The organism is Cytobacillus mangrovibacter, from assembly GCF_042865275.1.
Lineage (GTDB): Bacteria > Bacillota > Bacilli > Bacillales > Cytobacillaceae > Cytobacillus > Cytobacillus mangrovibacter.
Genome location: NZ_JBIACJ010000003.1, coordinates 260,019 through 277,253, shown reverse-complemented (window position 1 = coordinate 277,253; position 17,235 = coordinate 260,019). Strand labels below are relative to the sequence as shown.

Genomic DNA, 17,235 nt, shown 5'->3' with positions numbered 1-17,235 from the left:
GAAGATTTTATGAACATTTCATTATATATAATTAATCTACAACAACTGCAGTTCCGTATGCAATGATTTCAGCTGCATTCTGCATAACAGAAGAAGTTTGTAAGCGCATCCCAATAATCGCATTTGCACCTTTTCCCTGTGCATCTTCAACCATTCGCCCAATTGCTTTTTGTCTTGCCTCATCCATCATTTCTGTATACTCATTGATCTCTCCACCGACAATCGTCTTTAAACCAGCTAGAATATCTTTCCCAATATGCTTTGTTTGCACCGTGCTGCCCCTGACAAAACCTTTCAATTCTCGGATCTCTTTTCCGAATATATTCTCAGTAGTTACGATAATCATTGCGATCATCCTCCTCTTTCTCTTTCTTACGTTCAATCAATAATATGACAAAAATAACAAGGATAAGCACAGCATAAACAAGATAAAATAATATCGCTGTCTTCAGGTCAATAAATAGCAAGACAATAGCTAGTAATTGTCCAGCACCAGCAAGGAGAAGAACAATCCGTTTTAATTTCCCCATTATTCTTTCGTTCCTTCAACATTGTTTTTATGAAAAACTTTCCGTACAAAAATGAGATAAGCAAGAGTTGGCATTGGTGCTTGAATAAGGCCTATGATTCCCCAAAACCAATAATTATGACCCTTTCTTCTTGCATGGATGAAAAGAAAGAAGCTCTGGCTAATAAGGATGATAGCAACAACGATGAGTAAAGGGATCGATATTTCTTCCTTCATGTTTCTCTCACCTGCTTTATACGCTTAAGCAGAAAGTAGCCAACGATCATAATAGCCACAAATCCCTGTAGGGCAAAGAAAACCACCGGAAGGCTGTATAAAGTAAATAGCACGGCCGTTAATAGTAGAAAGGCAATAATTGAAAAAAGCAAGATATCGATAATAAGTTTTTTTCTAGATTGATGTTTCTGTTCAACAACCATTTGTTCAAACCATTCTAGATTGGGTGTATAGACTGGCGTAGCTTGCTCAACAGAATGCATGCCCTTTTCGATTTCTTTAACAACTGCCAGCATCTCTTCATTTAAATGTTCGTTTTCCGCTCCGCCTTTTTGTTTATTCATTTCCCTTCAGCTCCTTTCTAACAGCCAAAATCCCATTATGAACTCTTGACTTGATCGTCCCTGAAGAAAGCTTCATCATCTCACCAATCTCTTCATAGGAATAGCCATAATAATGCTTTAAGATAATCGGTATGCGAACATCCTCCCGTAATTTACCTAAGGCTGTTAATGCATCCGTCCATTCTTCATTTCTGCTTTCCATATGCCATTTCAGTTTTCTGTTAATCTCTTCTTGCTGATGCCAATCCTGTTCTCTCTTCCTCTTTCTCCGCTGGTCGATAAATAAGTTGGTTGCGATTGAGATAAGCCATGTAGAAAATTTCGCCTTGCCCTGATATAAATGAATTTTCTCCATACATCTTGCCATTGTTTCCTGTGCAAGTTCTTCAGCTGTATCAGGATTCATCGTTACTTTTATTAAATATTTGACCAAGAAGGAATAATTATTATGAAAAAGCATAGCAAATGCGCGTGTTTCTCCACGTTTTGCAGCTTTAATGAGATCTCTCTCTTCCAAGACTTCTATTCCTCTCTTTCTCATCATCCCATTCTTTGATTATTGGTTTCTATAGTAAGACGGACAACGTGCAGATTTCGTTCATAATTTTTGGCTGTTTTCGCAAAAATATCAAGAATGAGTAAAGGTTGATTTCCGCTCCAGGCGTTCGCTTTCCGCGGGGTGGGCGCTGAGCCTCCTCCCGCAGGAGTCTCACGCCTTCCGCTCCAATCAACCAACCTATTTTGTCTACAATTCTCATTCTCACATTTATTCAAATAGCTATGTTAGCGTTGATTGTTGATTAAGAGCCATTGGTGTGCACGCGAATGCGTTTTATTCGAATGAATAACTTAATGAGCGGGTACACCAATGGCGATTTTGTGCACCAACAACATTATTTAACAAAGCCATTCAAATAAAACAATTATTAAACTTATTATTTTCCAAGAACTAATTCTGAAAATCGTTCTTTTGATGAGCTTTCATCAAAGCTGCTGTAGATGCGGAAGTGATCCTCATCAATAATTCGATAGTGCTGACTGATCACATTTTGCTGTAATAGCAGTCCATTCTTTCTATCAATCTCTTTCCACCAGATTTTCCCTCCCATTGTTTTTTCTCTTCGATAATCAATTCCTTCTCTTGCAATTGTTTCCAATACTTCTAATGGTTCATTCCCGAACAAAAATCGTACAGTCTCTGTTTCCCGAAATAGGGCACATACTGCAACAACAGTAGACCATCCTGCATCAACTCGCCCTTTTTCGATTTGAACAAGGGTTTTTTTTGAAAGGCCGATAATCTCAGCCATTTTATCTTGTGTGTAACCAGCTTCCGTACGAATAAGGCGCATTTTTTCGGATACTTTAGAAATTATTTCATCACGTGTCAAGATTAGCTTCATCCCTTTTATTCTTTTTGTGTATTATTACACTAATACTTTCATTATAATAGAATGTCATTTAACAGATCAAATTTAAAAAACTGTTATCGATAAGGACAACAGTTTTTTAACAATCATTTATTTATCTAATGTTCTTTCAGAAATTGGATCACAGGCACTTGTGCAGGAATTCCGCTGCGAGCAGCCTGCACATTTCCCTTGTTTCGATTTCTTAATAAATTTAAATAAAGACCAGCTGGCATATCCAAATATTAGTCCGCCAATTAACAGATTGAACAGCATATCCGTCCACTTCCATTCCAGATTAAGTTAAACAAATCCTAAAAGCTTTCCACCTTGGTAAATAATAAGAGTGAGCAGATAAGCGATAAAAAATGCATAGCCCATTGAAAATATGGTCCATTTCTTCGATCCAGTCTCTTTATAAATCGTTGCAACTGTTGCAAGACATGGAATGTATAAAAGGATAAAGACCATAAAGCTATAGCCCGCTAAAGGGGTGAAATAATCAGCTAGTAACCCCTGCAAACTCGCTTCATCTGGAACAAAATAGATAATATTCATTGTAGAAATAATCGCTTCTTTAGCCAAAAATCCTGTAATCAGAGATGCTCCAGCTTGCCATGTATTAAAACCAATTGGTTCAAAGATCGGAGCAATGAACCCGCCAATTGCAGCTAAATAACTATCATCCAATGCTACATCTAAACCAGCTGGACCTACATAGGATAAGAGCCAGATAAATACAGAACCTGCAAAAATGAACGTTCCTGCTTTTTTAACAAAACCCTTTCCCTTATCCCATGTGCTTTTCCAAAGAGCTTGAAACTGTGGCAAGCGATAAGGGGGCAACTCAATTACAAAAAAGGAAGTCTCCCCTTTTAAAATGGTTGAAGAGAAAATCTTCGCTAATATAAGAGCAACAGCAATGCCTAAAATATATAATGATAAAACAACCAAAGCCTTTTGTTGAACAAAGAATGCACCAACAAATAATGCATAAACAGGTAAACGTGCAGAACACGACATTAATGGAGTTAAGAGGATCGTTAAGAGCCGCTCTTTCGGCGTTTCAATCGTTCGTGCAGCCATAATGCCTGGAACGTTACAGCCGAAACCAATCATCATTGGAATAAATGCCTTTCCATTCAACCCTACTGATTCCATCAAGCGATCCATGACAAGTGCAACCCGAGCCATATACCCTGAATCTTCAAGCACAGAAATGAAAAAGAATAGGATAAATATTTGTGGAACGAAGACAAGAACGCCTCCAACTCCAGCAATAATTCCGTCTAGTATTAAAGAATGGATAAAAGCAGAAGCTCCTGCGGCATTTAACCAGCCATCAATGGTTTGAGAGAATGCACCTGTTAAGAAACCGTCGAGCCAATCAGATAGCGGAAAACCAAGCCAATCAAAGGTTAGCATGAACATGAAATACATAAGCAGGAAAAAGATCGGCAAGCCAAGAAATTTATTGGTAACAATAATATCAATCTTTTCAGATAAAGGCATGCTGATTTGATTTCTTTTAATGGCTGCATCCGTTATGATTTTCTCAATTCTCTCTTTTCTTTTGTGAAAAATGAATTGATCCAGATTCATGCCATGCCTTGTTTTTACTGTGAGCTTAATTTCTTGTAGAAATTGATTAAGGCTCTCCGATTCAACAAGCCCCTGTACATACTTTTTCACGTATTCATTTCCTTCAAATAACTGCAAAGCTAGCCATCTTGAAGACTTTTCAGATTTATTGCCAATTAACTGTTCAAAGGTTAAAATCGCCTCTTCAATTTCTCCCCCATAGTTAACAATTCTTCCATTAGGTTCAGGCAGCAATTCACCTGTAGCCGCTTGAGCTAACAGATCACAGCCCTTTCCTGTTCTGGCAATAACAGAAGTGATGGGAACTCCTAATTGCTTTTCAAGCTGCTCAGACTCCACTTGAACTCCGCGGTTTAAAGCAACATCAATCATATTAAGACCTATAACAATTGGTTTTCCATACTCCAACAGCTGTATCGTTAAATGCAGATTGCGTTCCAATTGGGATGCATCTAATATATTGATCATTTGATCTACATGATCTGAAAGTAGAAATTGTGTAACCACACCTTCATCCTTAGATAGTGGATTTAATGAGTAAATTCCAGGCAGATCAATTAATTTATCTTTTTTATTCTTGAACAAACCGACTTTCTTTTCAACTGTAACGCCGCTCCAGTTCCCTACATATTCATATGAACCTGTAAGCTTATTGAAAAGAGATGTTTTTCCTGTATTGGGGTTTCCAATTAAAGCAATATCCATTATAATCTCTCCACTTCAATTTGGATTGCTTCTATTCTACGAATCCCTATACATTGACCACAGTACTCGACCATGATAGGACCACCGAACGGCATAAAGCATTTAACACTTACCTCAGATCCTTCTGTAATTCCAAGATCAAGCAATCTTCTGCGGACGAAAAAATCGATCCGAGATATATCAAGAATCCTAGCCTTTTCACCTTTTTTTAATTTCCCAAGCACGATGCTCACCTGATTTCTTCCTAAAGTTTTAATTGAGAATGATTATCTTTATTTATACTGAGTTTTATTTGAATAATCTATGATTTAAATCACATTAACAAATGAATCTCCAAACATTTTCTTTTTCGACATGAAATAGGTAGTCTCGAAGTACTGTTTTTATATTTGAGCGTTTTCGACAAAGGAAATTCGCAAAAAGAATCGAAGTTTATATAGTAGAAGGTATATGAAGTCTGGAGGTTAATATGGTAACAAGAAAAAATGTCACTATTGTTGAGTTTTTACAAGGCGAGAAAAAGCAATTATTGAAGGAATGGGAAGAAAATATTCTCATCTCTCCTGAGGATCCTTTTAAAGACCGAATGAAAGAAAATGGAGAAGTCATCTTTTATCTTGTGATACAAAGTCTTACGAATACAGAGGAAAGATTAGATGGAGTTATTCGGAAATTCTCTATCTCCATTGCAGATCAACGGGTAAAAGCGGGAATGAATATTGGAGAGTTTGTCTATAACGTAAATTTAGGTCGTTCTATCTTTCAAAAATATATAAAAAAAATAAATTTAGACTGGCAGGAAATTCAAACGGTTTCAGAGCGAATTCATCATTGTCTAGACCAGTTCCTCTATTATTCTGTTACCTATTACAGTGATGCTAAAAATCAAATCATTGAGGAAAAAACGAAATTTATTGATACAAGTCATAAAGATAGACTGACATTGCTCGGGCAAATGACCTCTAGTTTTATACACGAGTTTCGGAATCCTCTTACTTCTGTACAAGGTTTTATTCAGCTACTTAAATCTGAAAATCCAAACATGAAATATTTAGATATCATTTCAATCGAATTGGAGCAATTGAATTTTCGCATTTCTCAATTTCTCCTTTTATCAAAAAAGGAATTAATCGGCAAAGAGAAGATCATTTTTTCCTTAAATGAAATGATTGAAGAAGTGTTAATTTTCTTATACCCAAGTATTCTAGATGGAAAAGTGAGGATAATAAAAAATTTAGAAGAGGAAGTTAAACTTCTAGGCTATGCTGATGAAATTCGCCAGGTTCTAATTAATATAATCTTTAATGCTATTGATGAACTGAATACAAATACGATAGAGCCTTTAATTGAAATTAAATGCTATTCCCAAGCAAATGGCCATGTAAAACTCGAAATTGCTAATAACGGCCCAATGATTCCAGAACATCTTATCCAATCTATATTTGAACCATTTGTAACAACAAAAAAACTTGGAACAGGCCTTGGCCTATTTGTTTGTAGGGAAATCATTGAAAAGCATAAAGGAATCCTCGATTGTGAAACACAATCAGATCTGACAGTTTTCAGTATCACCTTGCCTATTGCTTCTCAAAAGGAAAACAAGGCTGACTCCCTCCTCCATTGAGTCAGCCTTGTTTTCTTTTATCTTTTGCAAAGATTCTGTATACTTCACAAGTAATTCCATTTATTATATAGAAATATTCAAGAGAAAAGAGGGGATTGGACTGTGTTTACTTTAAAAGTCGATCAGGAAATTGAATTACAGCTATTTCAATTACAGCACGCAGAAGAGCTTTATCATCTAATAGATAACAATCGAAATCATTTAAGAAAATGGCTGCCATGGGTAGATAGTATGTCTTCACCCATTCAATATCATTCGATTATTCCTTCTTGGCTTAAACAATTTGCTGATAATAATGGATTTAATACAGGCATCCGATATAACGGGGTACTAGTCGGTTCCATTGGTTTTCATCAACTCGATTGGAATAATAAGCAAACAAGTATTGGCTACTATCTTGCTGAAGGCTTTGAAGGGAATGGAATAATGACAAGATCTGTTCAGTCCCTTCTCAACTATGCTTTTTTTGACCTTAATTTTAATCGTGTTGAAATTCGCTGTGGTGTTGGGAATCAGAAGAGCCGCGCAGTACCTGAACGATTAGGCTTTGTGCAAGAAGGCATTATTCGTGATGGTGAGTTTCTATATAATCATTACCATGATTTAGTTGTCTACGGCATGCTTGCACGAGATTGGAAAAGTTCCAATTACTAAAAATTTATTTTTAAGGGAAAAGTACCTTTAAAAGGAGGTGCGCACCTTACATTTGTTGTGAGGATAGAACGAATGATACTTAATCTTTTTCTTATTGTCCTTTTAATCGCATTAACAGCTTTTTTTGTTGCCTCCGAATTCGCAATGGTAAAAGTTCGTTCATCACGAATCGATCAACTAATTGCAGAAGGAAACGTACAAGCTCACTCTGCGAAAAAGGTTATATCTAATCTTGATGAGTATTTATCAGCTAGTCAGCTTGGTATTACAGTTACGGCTTTAGGTCTTGGCTGGCTTGGAGAACCAACGGTGGAAAGCATCTTAAAGCCCTTATTTGCCAAACTGGATCTCCAGCCATCCATTACCCATTTTCTTTCTTTTATCATTGCCTTTTCACTCGTTACTTTTTTGCATGTAGTCATTGGTGAACTTGCTCCAAAGACATTTGCCATTCAAAAGGCAGAGGAAATCACATTAAATTTTTCAAAGCCTTTAATTTGGTTTTACAAAATAATGTTTCCGTTTATTTGGGTTTTAAATGGGTCTGCACGATTTGTCACTGGATTATTTGGGTTAAAGCTCGTTTCTGAACACGAAATGGCTCTTTCTGAAGAAGAATTACGAATTATCCTCTCAGAAAGCTTAAAGAGCGGGGAAATAAATCAATCAGAATATAAGTACGTCAATCGGATTTTTGAATTTGATAACCGAATTGCCAAGGAAGTTATGGTCCCGCGAACAGAAATTATTAGTCTTGATGAGAATGCGACACTCTCTGAAGTTCTAGAAATCATTATGAATGAAAGATACACCAGATACCCCGTTATTGGTGAGGATAAAGACAATATACTTGGCTTAATTAATGTAAAAGAAATTCTAACAGATTGTATTCGTAATCAATGTGAGGAAGAAAAACCCGTTGTACAGTATATTAAACCAGTTATCCGAGTCATTGAAACGATTCCCATTCATGATCTCCTTTTGAAAATGCAGAAGGAACGCACACATATGGCCATATTATTTGATGAATATGGCGGAACTGCTGGATTAGTCACCGTTGAGGATATTCTTGAAGAAATAGTCGGGGAAATCCGTGATGAATTCGATATGGATGAGCTTCCTCTCGTTCAAAAAATTGATACGGATCATTATATTTTGGATGCAAAGTTTCTTATTTCAGAAACAAACGATTTACTTGGGACGAACTTAAATGAGGATGAAGTTGATACACTTGGAGGATGGATTCTCACACGACAATTCGATTTAGAAACTGGGGACTCCATTATAATGGATGGATATCAATTTATCATAAAGGAAATCGATGGTCATCATATTTCCTATATTGAAGTTAAGAAAGAAAAGCAATAATGGCGCCGGTAGTGAGTAGAGGTTGATTTCCGCTCCAGGATGCTCCCTTTCCGCGGGGTGGGCGCTGAGCCTCCTCGGTGCTAAAGCACCTGTGGGGTCTCACCTGTCCCACTTCTCCCGCAGGACGTTGAATAGCCTTCTTGAATGGACACCGCACGAGGAAATGCGGATGCATTTTCGAGGAGTCTCGCACCTTCCGCTCCAATCAACCAACCTTTTTTTATCAACTGTTTTCATTCACACAATTTATTCAATAAACAACAATCTTTTAGAAAACACCAATATCTTTTTTAGTTTTCCGAAAATTCCGTCACATATCTATGCAATTTTCTAATAAAATAGAAGTAATCTATACAGTTAAACTGCTACGTTTGACTGTATGGTTTTAACTAACATATAATATAAATATAAGTACATTAAATTGGGGTGATAGGATGGGGCAGTTTATCGTATTGGCGAATTAGCAGCAATTGCGAATCTATCCAAGAGAACCATTGATTATTATACAAATTTAGGGCTTATTCAAGCAGAACGTACAAAATCCAACTATCGAATCTATTCAGAAGAAGTACTTTCTGATCTTCGATTTATTGAAGAATGCAAAAATATGCATTGTCCATTAGATGAGATTAAGAGAAAGCTAGAATTAAAGTCCAAAATCAGTATGCATACAGGGGATGTAGAGAAACAAATCGATGTGGTGACAAAGCAAATCAAGCAGCTTCATAATGAAATAGCTGTACTCTTGCCGCTTATTAACCATCTGGATAAGAAACAGATAAGTGACCTTTCTCAAAAGATGAATACAGAAAGTTCCACATTAATTAAATCCCTTGTCAGCTTAACAAGTTAAACTAATTTTTTAAATTATCAGGAGGTGACACCTTACCCGTTACTCGGGATAAGGGAACTTATTTGGACATATTAAACTTGGTTATTATAGCCATTTTAATTGCTTTGACGGCATTTTTTGTAACTTCAGAATTTGCTATTGTAAAGATACGAAGTTCAAGAATTGATCAGTTAATTGAAGAAGGCAATAAAAGTGCGATACCAGCGAAGAAAGTGATCAGTCATTTGGATGAATATTTATCTGCTTGTCAATTAGGGATTACAATAACTGCCCTCGGAATTGGGTGGCTTGGAGAACCGACAATTGCTCATATGCTTCATCCGGTTTTTGATAAACTTAACATTCCAAGTTCTGCATCACATGTTCTTTCCATTGGTATTGCTTTTGCTTTTATTACTTTTCTTCACGTGGTCGTTGGAGAATTGGCACCAAAAACACTTGCGATTCAGAAAGCTGAGTTTGTAACCTTACTAACTGCACGCCCATTAATTTGGTTCTACCGAGTTATGTACCCGTTCATCTGGGCGTTAAATGGATCTGCACGATTCCTTACAGGATTATTTGGATTAAAGCCTGCTTCTGAACACGAATTGGCCCATTCTGAAGAAGAACTTCGCATCATTTTGTCGGAAAGCTATGAAAGTGGCGAAATCAACCAATCAGAGTTTAAGTATGTAAATAAAATTTTTGAGTTTGATAACCGAATTGCAAAGGAAATTATGGTTCCAAGAACAGAGATTGTTTCATTCTCAAAAGAAGATACATTAGAAAACTTTTTACAGACCGTTTACGAAGAGAAATTCACTCGTTATCCAATCATTGACGGAGATAAAGACCATATTATTGGGATCGTCAATATTAAAGAAGTGATGACAGACCTGATCAAAAATAGAGAAGTCACATCCAATACGCTACACTCATACACTCGCCCAATTATTCGGGTAATTGACACCATTCCCATTCATGACCTTCTCCTGAAAATGCAAAAGGAAAGAATTCATATGGCGATATTGATGGATGAGTATGGCGGGACATCTGGACTTGTAACAGTTGAAGATATCCTTGAAGAAATTGTTGGAGAAATTCGAGATGAATTCGATATGGATGAAGTGCCAGAAGTCCGTAAGATAACAGATGGCCACTATATTATCGATTCAAAAATGCTTGTAAGTGAAGTCAGTGATTTACTTGGAATTGATATTAATGACGACGATGTCGATACAATCGGCGGCTGGATTCTAACTGAAAATTACGAAGCGAAACAAGGAGATATCATTCACCTGGATTCCTTTGCCTTTAAAATTATCGATATGGAAGAGCATCATATTAAATATATCGAGGTTCAGCATATACAGGAACAGGAGAAACTCCAGCAACCACTTCCCTTGACTAAAACACAAGCAGTATAGATGCTATAAAAAAAGAAATTGGCGAGCTTGCCGATTTCTTTTTTTGTGAAAAATTGTCGGTTTGATTCATTGAACAAGCCTTTATGTACGAAGTAATAACCAGCGCAGTGAAATGAGGCAGACCGATATTTACATACTTGGTTGTGAGCAGTTTTTTACTGCTCTTTTTCCTTTTTTGGAAGGCGAATTGTAAATGTTGTTCCTTCCCCCTTCTCACTGCTAACCTCAATTTCTCCATCATGTAGCTGAACGAGCTGTTTAACAATAGACAAGCCAATGCCAAATTCTCCATATGCTTGGTTTGTCCGTGATAGATCGGCTTTATAGAATCGCAGCCAAATCGATTCAATTTCCAATGGATCGATCCCTACACCCGTATCTTCGATTTCAATTATAATAGCAGATCCTTCTTCTTTACCTTTAAGCATAATTTGGCCATTTTCTGTAAATTGAATCGCATTCTTGACAATATTTACGATGATTTGAATCAGCCGATCATAATCAGCAAAAACCGTAATCTCCTCATCACATTGCACAACTAGCTGATTATTTTTTTCGCTTGCCTGTAAGTGAAGTTGTTCCTCCACTACTTCCAATACTTCCGTTAATTCCATTTCTATCTTATTTAACTTTAGCTGATTGGAGCGAATCTTCTCATAATCAAGGTTTTCATTTACAAGGCGAATCAGTCTCTTTGCTTCCCGATCAATTAAGATCATCCCTTTTTCAATTCCATCTTCAGGAATTAAATGATCCTTTATTCCTTCTGCAAGGCCACTAATTGTCGTTAAAGGTGTCCTCATTTCATGAGAAACATCTGCAATAAACTTTCTTCTTCGATTTTCTAGTCGCTCAATTTCTTCATTCGATTCATTTAATTTCTCTGCCATTTTATTAAAATCTGTTGCTAGTTGACCAATTTCATCCTGATATGTATCTGGAACATGAACATCATAATTTCCAGCAGTAATCATCGAAGTTGCATTGCGAATATTCCTAATCCTCTTTATTAAACTTTTTGAGAAAATAAGACTGATCAAAATAGATGCCGATAAAGAAATAACAATCGTATATAATAAGAATCGATTTAATTGCCTAATCATATCCATCGCCCCAGTAATAGGCGATAGTAACAAGATTCCACCAGCTAATTTATCTCCTTGCATGAACGGCATGGCAACAAGTGTCACTTCCTGTCCAAACCGTTTAATATCATGTTTCACTGATACTGAACTGCCTGAGGAGATCTTCTCCCACTCTGACTTTGTCAGCTGAATAAGCGGAGCGCTTTGTAATTGTGGATAGATGACTTTCCCTTCATAGTTAAACAGGATATATTGAATATGCCTCGTATCAAGAATCTGGCTATATTCCTCTAAAAAGCTTTCCGTTCCTTCAAGCCTTACCGTTAAATCGGTTAATATTTGCTCACCATAATCATTTAATTCCTCTACTTTATTCTGAAAAATATAATTTTCGACAAACTGTGAAAAAGAAAGGCTTAAAATGAGAAAGGCTAGAACGAGAATGCTGATCTGGCTAACAAGCAGCTGATAAAAGAATTTAATTCTCATTTGTAACTTCCGTTTCATCAAATTTATAGCCAATTCCCCATACCGTTTGAATAAATGGCTGCTCAGGTGTGCCAATCTTTCTTCTTAAACGCTTAATATGCACATCCACTGTCCTCTCATCGCCATAAAACTCGTATCCCCACACGCGATCTAATAGCTGCTCCCGAGAAAAAACCTGCTTTGGATTCTTTACAAAATAATACAATAAGTCAAATTCCTTTGGCGTTAAATTGGCAAGAACTTGTCCTTTATAGCTAACTTCTCTTGATTCCTTACTGATTCGAAAGTATTGACTCGTAATGACATGTCCATCTTCCTTCTCTGCCGCTTCCATTTGGTAGCGTCTTGTCACAGCTTTAATTCTTGCCATCAGAGTTAACGGACTAAATGGCTTTGTCACATAATCATCAGCACCCATTTCAAGCCCAAGCACTTGGTCTGATTCACTATCCTTTGCAGTAAGCATAATAATTGGCACTTGGCTTAATTCCCTAATTTTCCGGCAGAGTGTTACTCCATCCATGATTGGAAGCATCCAATCAACAATCATTAAATCCCATTTCCCTTTATTAAATCGATCAAATCCATCCTGACCGTTATGAACAAATACTCCTTCATATCCCTCTTTCATAAAAAACATTTCTAGCATGGAGCAAACACTTTCATTATCTTCAACAACAAGAATTTTCATCTTACACCATCCCTATTATGAACTACTATTTCTTTTATTTAAGCGAACAAACGACTATTTTTCAATAAAAACCACTTACTCATTATAAATTAGCCAATTTTTCCCTCATTTGTTTTCTATTTCTGGACATGCTAATAACCGTGGCCAAGTTTCAACAAAATAAAGGAGCGTGTAAAAATGAAGAAACCTTGGATTATTTTAAGTGCATTCACTCTACTACTATTAGGTTCCGTATTTACGATAACACCTAATGCAACCTATGCTGAAGAAAGTATTCCACAGGAAAGACATAAAGATAAAGAACATCATCATTCTTTTATGGACGAAGCTGATTTCAAGCGTCTCACAAATCAAGGATATACGAAAAAAGAGATTTTGAAAGCAGCCCATATTGCCAAATTTGCCGATAAAAAAATTGATGATGTATTGAAAACATATAAGGATAACGATTCTTCCTGGGAAAAAACAGCTGCACACTATGGTCTCGACCTAAAGGATTTAAAAAAGAAATGCCATGAACACAAGGAAAAATTCCTTGAAGAACATAAAGAAGATGTTATTAAAAATGTAGCAGAGTACTCAGGAAAAACAGAAGCACAGATTCAATCTTGGCTCGATAAAGGCGTGCCTTTACGATTCATCGTTGGAGGCTCTGCAATGGCAAAGGCAAGCAACAAGGACTTAGCTGAACTCGTCAAGCTAAAGCAGGCCGGTCAATCTTTTAAGGATATCAAGAATAGCCTCAACCTCGATAAAGAAAAAATGCATACAGAAATGAAAGTATTAATGAAAATGATAAAAGAAGATATCAAGAAATAATTCTCCATTTCTAAGAAACCACTTTGGTGGTTTCTTTCTATGTAAAAAAAAGACTGCCTATTAACCCAGGCAGTCTGTCCACTTCTATGAAAGATAAACAAAATAACCAATAAAAGCAATACATAAACCGTACATAAGCGGGTGAATCGCTTTTGTTTTTCCTAAAGCAAGCATTGTAACCGGATAAAGGATAAACCCTAAAGCAATTCCCGTAGCTACACTAAATGTGAGTGGCATCATTAAAATCGTTACAAAAGCAGGTATGGCAATTTCAATCTTACTCCAGTCGATTTGCTTTACTTCCATCGCCATCAAGGCACCCACTATGATAAGTGCCGGAGAGGTGACCTCTGCTGTAACAACACTCAGTAATGGTGAAAAGAATAGGGCAACAGTGAAACAAGCTGAAATAATGATGGAGGTAAATCCCGTTCTTCCCCCTGCCGCAATCCCTGCCGTTGATTCAATCATCGATGCAGTCGTTGAAGTACCAAGAACGGCTCCGACTACTGTGGCACTTGAATCTGCCAGTAATGCCTTCCCTGCATTTGGAATCTCATTATTTTTCATTAGCCCAGCCTGACTCGCAATCGCAATCAAAGCACCAGCTGTATCAAAAAAGGCGACAAATAGAAATGTAAAGATAACCGCAATCATTTCTGGGGTAAATATTTGGTCTAGATGAGAAAAAACTTCACCAAATGTCGGTGCTACACTCGGGATTGCACCAATGATTTTCTCAGGCTTATCAATAATCCCTGCAAGCATTCCAACAAAAGCAGAAATAGCCATCCCAAAGAAAATTGCCCCTTTTATATTTCTTACCATCAAAATAACCGTTAGGATAAAGCAGAAAACAGCCAATAAAGTCGCAGAGGATTTCAAGTTTCCAATCGCTACAAATGTAGCTTCATTGCCAACAATCAGTCCTGCATTCTTCAAGCCAATAAAAGCAATAAAAAAGCCAATTCCAGCCCCAATCGCATGCTTTAAATCTTTAGGAATAACATTAATTATTTTTTCACGAATCTTTAATAAGCTTAAAATCACGAATAAAATACCAGATACAAAAACCCCTGTTAAAGCAGTTTGCCAAGGAATGCCCATTCCAATACACACGGAAAAGGTAAAGAAGGAATTCAAGCCCATACTTGGTGCGATACCGATTGGATAATTAGCTAACAAGCCAATTAATAAAGAACCAATAATCGCTGATAGGGCAGTTGCTGTGAATACAGCTCCCTTGTCCATGCCTGCCTGACTCAAAATAATTGGATTAACGATTAATATGTAGGCCATAGATAAAAACGTTGTTAATCCAGCAATCGTTTCTTGTTTATAGGTTGTTCCTCGAAATTGGAACTGAAAGAATTGTGACATCGTTATATCCCCTTCTGAAATAATACCCGTAGGCTTTTCCTTATTGTTTACCAAAACTGGCAAAATAAAAAAAAGCTCCGCTATGAGCGAAGCTGCCTAAAATGCATAGGAGAATAGATTACTTTCTAGTTTACTAGAATAGCAAAATAGTCATTCCCATGTAGTCAAGCTATTTACGGCAGCTCGGTAGAAACGTCCAGTCCATATTACTGAACATATACAGGTAAATTATTATTCTTATATAATGGAATCATTTTAGCAAAGGTGTAGAGGGCAGTCAATTTGATCATTTATTCTGTTTCTTTGAATATTGTTGCAAAATAAAAGAATGGGTAGAAGTTGATTTCCGCTCCAGGTTGCTCGCTTTCCGCGGGGTGGGCGGTGAGCCTCCTCGGCGCTATTGCGCCTGCGGGGTCTCACCTATCCCACTACTCCCGCTGGAGTCTCGCACCTTCCGCTCCAATCAACTATGCTTTTTAGTAAATAAAAAGACTGCTCAAATGAACAGTCTTTAATCGTTTTATACAACTTGATTTTCTCTTTGTTCGTTAGAAATAGCAATAAGCTCAGGCAAATGTGTAAGGATTAGTTGGAAATCGCCTTTTGATGTATGGATTGTCACACATAAGCCATTGTCCTCAAGCAATGAAACAGCTGAAGCTTCATCCACTCTTTGTGGCTTCATGTTTAATTCGATCCCCTTATTAGACATATTCACCAAAAATATACCGTTATGGAGATTTAAGAACTCACTGACAGATGCTTGAGCCAGCTCATTTACAACAGTCAATTCCTCTTCCGCAAAGACCGAAGCTATTTCTAGAAATACCAACTCATCGGCAGCAATTGCTGTCCATAATGGTTTTTCACCTGTAATTCCTTGTGAAACTAACCAATCTGCTTTTACACTTCCTGTTAATGAATGTTCTTCTACATACACTTGATCATCGATGAACCGAATCACATTTTTCACAAATAAGGATAAATATTGTGCGTATCCTTCTTTTTCCGGTTGATTCATATGAAGAAGGCTGCCTACAATTGCATCAATATCGCCATTTTTGATTGCTTCAAATTTCTCATCAGATAGGCTATATAATTGTTTGTACTCATTTAATGCATTTGTAAAGGCATCCATCGTCATATAGTTCTGATCAACGATCGCCTGGGCTAAGAATAAATGATTTTTCTTCTGTGCTGACAACATATAGTCCACTTGCTCATTCGTGAGAAGTCCAAGTTCAACTGCAATTTCACCGAATCTTTTGTCTTGCTGCTTTTGTTTCTCATGAATTTCTTCGACTTGAGCGGATGTTAGCAAACCTTCATCAACTGCAATCACACCAAACTTTACATATGTCGTTTTTTGAAGTTCAAGCGCATGTTTCAGCTGCTCTGCATTAATGAGTCCCTTATTCAATAAATAATGGCCAAAGTATTGACTAAACATGGCTGCTTTCCTCCTTCTCCTCTTTGATAACTTTCTCAATAATGGCTGTAACTGCTTCAAGTGTGATCGGCTTCTGAATAAAATCATAAGCGCCCAAATCTAGTGCTTTTTTCAGATGCAGTTGAGTTCCGGCTGAAGAAGCCATGACTACTTTTAATGCCGGATTTTCTTTAATGATTTCTTCCAAAGCCTCAATTCCATCTTTTCCTGGCATAACAATATCCATAAATATTAGGTCTGGTTTAAGTTCACTCGCTTTTTGGATCGCATCCACACCATCTTCTGCTTCCCAAATCGGATTGCATTTACAAACTTCTAATATATTTTTAAGTTTTTTTCTGATTAACATAGAGTCATCACAAATTAATACCTTCAAATGCTTTTGCACCATACCTCACTCCTAGTCATTAATTACATATAGGTTAAAAGTTCTACATTTTACTACAAAATCCCTTCTTATTACAGAAAATATAATCCTTTTACATCAGACTTTTTTGATTATTTTTTATTTCCCAGATTTCTTTCATTAATCAAAAAAATGTTATAATAGATAGAGTAGATGTCAAAAATGTAGTGTAGTTCTTATTTCAAGAGGCTAAATTGGGGGA

The 17,235-nt window shown here is 36.8% G+C and carries 20 protein-coding genes and 1 riboswitch; of the genes, 6 read left to right on the top strand and 14 right to left on the bottom strand.

Features of this window, described 5'->3' with window-relative positions; genetic code table 11:
* Positions 1 to 31: 31 nt before the first annotated feature.
* From ACFYKT_RS07755 to ACFYKT_RS07715, 9 genes are all read right to left on the bottom strand, one after another.
* On the bottom strand, positions 32 to 346 hold the full coding sequence (locus tag ACFYKT_RS07755; RefSeq protein WP_389217841.1) for a YbjQ family protein: 315 nt from the start codon (positions 344 to 346) through the stop codon (positions 32 to 34).
* Positions 327 to 530 carry a hypothetical protein gene (locus ACFYKT_RS07750; protein WP_389217838.1) on the bottom strand — a complete coding sequence of 68 codons (204 nt, stop codon included), beginning with the start codon at positions 528 to 530 and terminating at the stop codon, positions 327 to 329. The genes ACFYKT_RS07755 and ACFYKT_RS07750 overlap by 20 nt, the downstream gene beginning before the upstream one ends.
* Positions 530 to 745 carry a sigma-Y antisigma factor component gene (locus tag ACFYKT_RS07745; protein ID WP_389217836.1) on the bottom strand — a complete coding sequence of 72 codons (216 nt, stop codon included), beginning with the start codon at positions 743 to 745 and terminating at the stop codon, positions 530 to 532. The genes ACFYKT_RS07750 and ACFYKT_RS07745 overlap by 1 nt, the downstream gene beginning before the upstream one ends.
* Positions 742 to 1,089, bottom strand: a complete 348-nt coding sequence (locus ACFYKT_RS07740; RefSeq protein ID WP_389217834.1) for a YxlC family protein — start codon at positions 1,087 to 1,089, stop codon at positions 742 to 744. The genes ACFYKT_RS07745 and ACFYKT_RS07740 overlap by 4 nt, the downstream gene beginning before the upstream one ends.
* Positions 1,082 to 1,633 carry an RNA polymerase sigma factor SigY gene (sigY, locus tag ACFYKT_RS07735; protein ID WP_389217832.1) on the bottom strand — a complete coding sequence of 184 codons (552 nt, stop codon included), beginning with the start codon at positions 1,631 to 1,633 and terminating at the stop codon, positions 1,082 to 1,084. Before sigY ends, ACFYKT_RS07740 begins: the two co-directional genes overlap by 8 nt.
* A 391-nt stretch (positions 1,634 to 2,024) precedes the next feature.
* Complete coding sequence (locus tag ACFYKT_RS07730) at positions 2,025 to 2,480, bottom strand: helix-turn-helix transcriptional regulator (protein ID WP_389217829.1); 456 nt, start codon at positions 2,478 to 2,480, stop codon at positions 2,025 to 2,027.
* 129 nt (positions 2,481 to 2,609) lie between these two features.
* A complete protein-coding gene (locus ACFYKT_RS07725) occupies positions 2,610 to 2,774 on the bottom strand; it encodes a FeoB-associated Cys-rich membrane protein (protein ID WP_389217826.1) in 165 nt (54 codons plus the stop codon).
* A 27-nt stretch (positions 2,775 to 2,801) separates the two neighbouring features.
* On the bottom strand, positions 2,802 to 4,805 hold the full coding sequence (gene feoB / locus ACFYKT_RS07720; RefSeq protein ID WP_389217824.1) for a ferrous iron transport protein B: 2,004 nt from the start codon (positions 4,803 to 4,805) through the stop codon (positions 2,802 to 2,804).
* Positions 4,805 to 5,029: a FeoA family protein gene (locus tag ACFYKT_RS07715; RefSeq protein WP_389218307.1), complete on the bottom strand. Its 225-nt coding sequence runs from the start codon at positions 5,027 to 5,029 to the stop codon at positions 4,805 to 4,807. Before ACFYKT_RS07715 ends, feoB begins: the two co-directional genes overlap by 1 nt.
* Positions 5,030 to 5,274: 245 nt before the next feature.
* Here ACFYKT_RS07715 and ACFYKT_RS07710 point away from each other — a divergent pair, with 245 nt between their 5' ends.
* The 5 genes from ACFYKT_RS07710 to ACFYKT_RS07690 all read left to right on the top strand — a co-directional run bounded on the left by ACFYKT_RS07710 (position 5,275) and on the right by ACFYKT_RS07690 (position 10,713).
* Positions 5,275 to 6,429, top strand: coding sequence for a histidine kinase N-terminal domain-containing protein (locus tag ACFYKT_RS07710; RefSeq protein WP_389217821.1), 1,155 nt, complete (start codon positions 5,275 to 5,277; stop codon positions 6,427 to 6,429).
* 102 nt (positions 6,430 to 6,531) lie between these two features.
* The gene (locus ACFYKT_RS07705; RefSeq protein ID WP_389217818.1) at positions 6,532 to 7,083 is read left to right on the top strand and encodes a GNAT family N-acetyltransferase; all 552 of its coding nucleotides are present in this window, start codon (positions 6,532 to 6,534) and stop codon (positions 7,081 to 7,083) included.
* Between the two features lie 72 nt (positions 7,084 to 7,155).
* Positions 7,156 to 8,451, top strand: a complete 1,296-nt coding sequence (locus tag ACFYKT_RS07700; protein ID WP_389217815.1) for a hemolysin family protein — start codon at positions 7,156 to 7,158, stop codon at positions 8,449 to 8,451.
* Between the two features lie 451 nt (positions 8,452 to 8,902).
* Entirely contained in the window at positions 8,903 to 9,304 is a 402-nt protein-coding gene (locus ACFYKT_RS07695) for a MerR family transcriptional regulator (RefSeq protein WP_389218305.1), read from the top strand.
* Positions 9,305 to 9,366: 62 nt separating this feature from the next.
* A complete protein-coding gene (locus tag ACFYKT_RS07690) occupies positions 9,367 to 10,713 on the top strand; it encodes a hemolysin family protein (protein WP_389217812.1) in 1,347 nt (448 codons plus the stop codon).
* Between the two features lie 155 nt (positions 10,714 to 10,868).
* Here the strand turns inward: ACFYKT_RS07690 and ACFYKT_RS07685 are convergent, their stop codons facing one another.
* Positions 10,869 to 12,287, bottom strand: coding sequence for an ATP-binding protein (locus tag ACFYKT_RS07685; protein ID WP_389217810.1), 1,419 nt, complete (start codon positions 12,285 to 12,287; stop codon positions 10,869 to 10,871).
* Positions 12,277 to 12,978 carry a winged helix-turn-helix domain-containing protein gene (locus ACFYKT_RS07680; RefSeq protein WP_389217807.1) on the bottom strand — a complete coding sequence of 234 codons (702 nt, stop codon included), beginning with the start codon at positions 12,976 to 12,978 and terminating at the stop codon, positions 12,277 to 12,279. Before ACFYKT_RS07680 ends, ACFYKT_RS07685 begins: the two co-directional genes overlap by 11 nt.
* Before the next feature lie 177 nt (positions 12,979 to 13,155).
* Here ACFYKT_RS07680 and ACFYKT_RS07675 point away from each other — a divergent pair, with 177 nt between their 5' ends.
* Positions 13,156 to 13,797, top strand: coding sequence for a hypothetical protein (locus ACFYKT_RS07675; protein ID WP_389217804.1), 642 nt, complete (start codon positions 13,156 to 13,158; stop codon positions 13,795 to 13,797).
* An 84-nt stretch (positions 13,798 to 13,881) separates the two neighbouring features.
* Here the strand turns inward: ACFYKT_RS07675 and ACFYKT_RS07670 are convergent, their stop codons facing one another.
* The 3 genes from ACFYKT_RS07670 to ACFYKT_RS07660 all read right to left on the bottom strand — a co-directional run bounded on the left by ACFYKT_RS07670 (position 13,882) and on the right by ACFYKT_RS07660 (position 17,018).
* Positions 13,882 to 15,177: an NCS2 family permease gene (locus ACFYKT_RS07670; protein WP_389217801.1), complete on the bottom strand. Its 1,296-nt coding sequence runs from the start codon at positions 15,175 to 15,177 to the stop codon at positions 13,882 to 13,884.
* Positions 15,178 to 15,318: 141 nt separating this feature from the next.
* A riboswitch (purine riboswitch) is annotated at positions 15,319 to 15,420 on the bottom strand.
* 277 nt (positions 15,421 to 15,697) lie between these two features.
* The gene (locus tag ACFYKT_RS07665) at positions 15,698 to 16,627 is read right to left on the bottom strand and encodes a hypothetical protein (RefSeq protein WP_389217798.1); all 930 of its coding nucleotides are present in this window, start codon (positions 16,625 to 16,627) and stop codon (positions 15,698 to 15,700) included.
* A complete protein-coding gene (locus ACFYKT_RS07660) occupies positions 16,620 to 17,018 on the bottom strand; it encodes a response regulator (RefSeq protein ID WP_389217795.1) in 399 nt (132 codons plus the stop codon). Before ACFYKT_RS07660 ends, ACFYKT_RS07665 begins: the two co-directional genes overlap by 8 nt.
* Between the last annotated feature and the right edge of the window lie 217 nt (positions 17,019 to 17,235).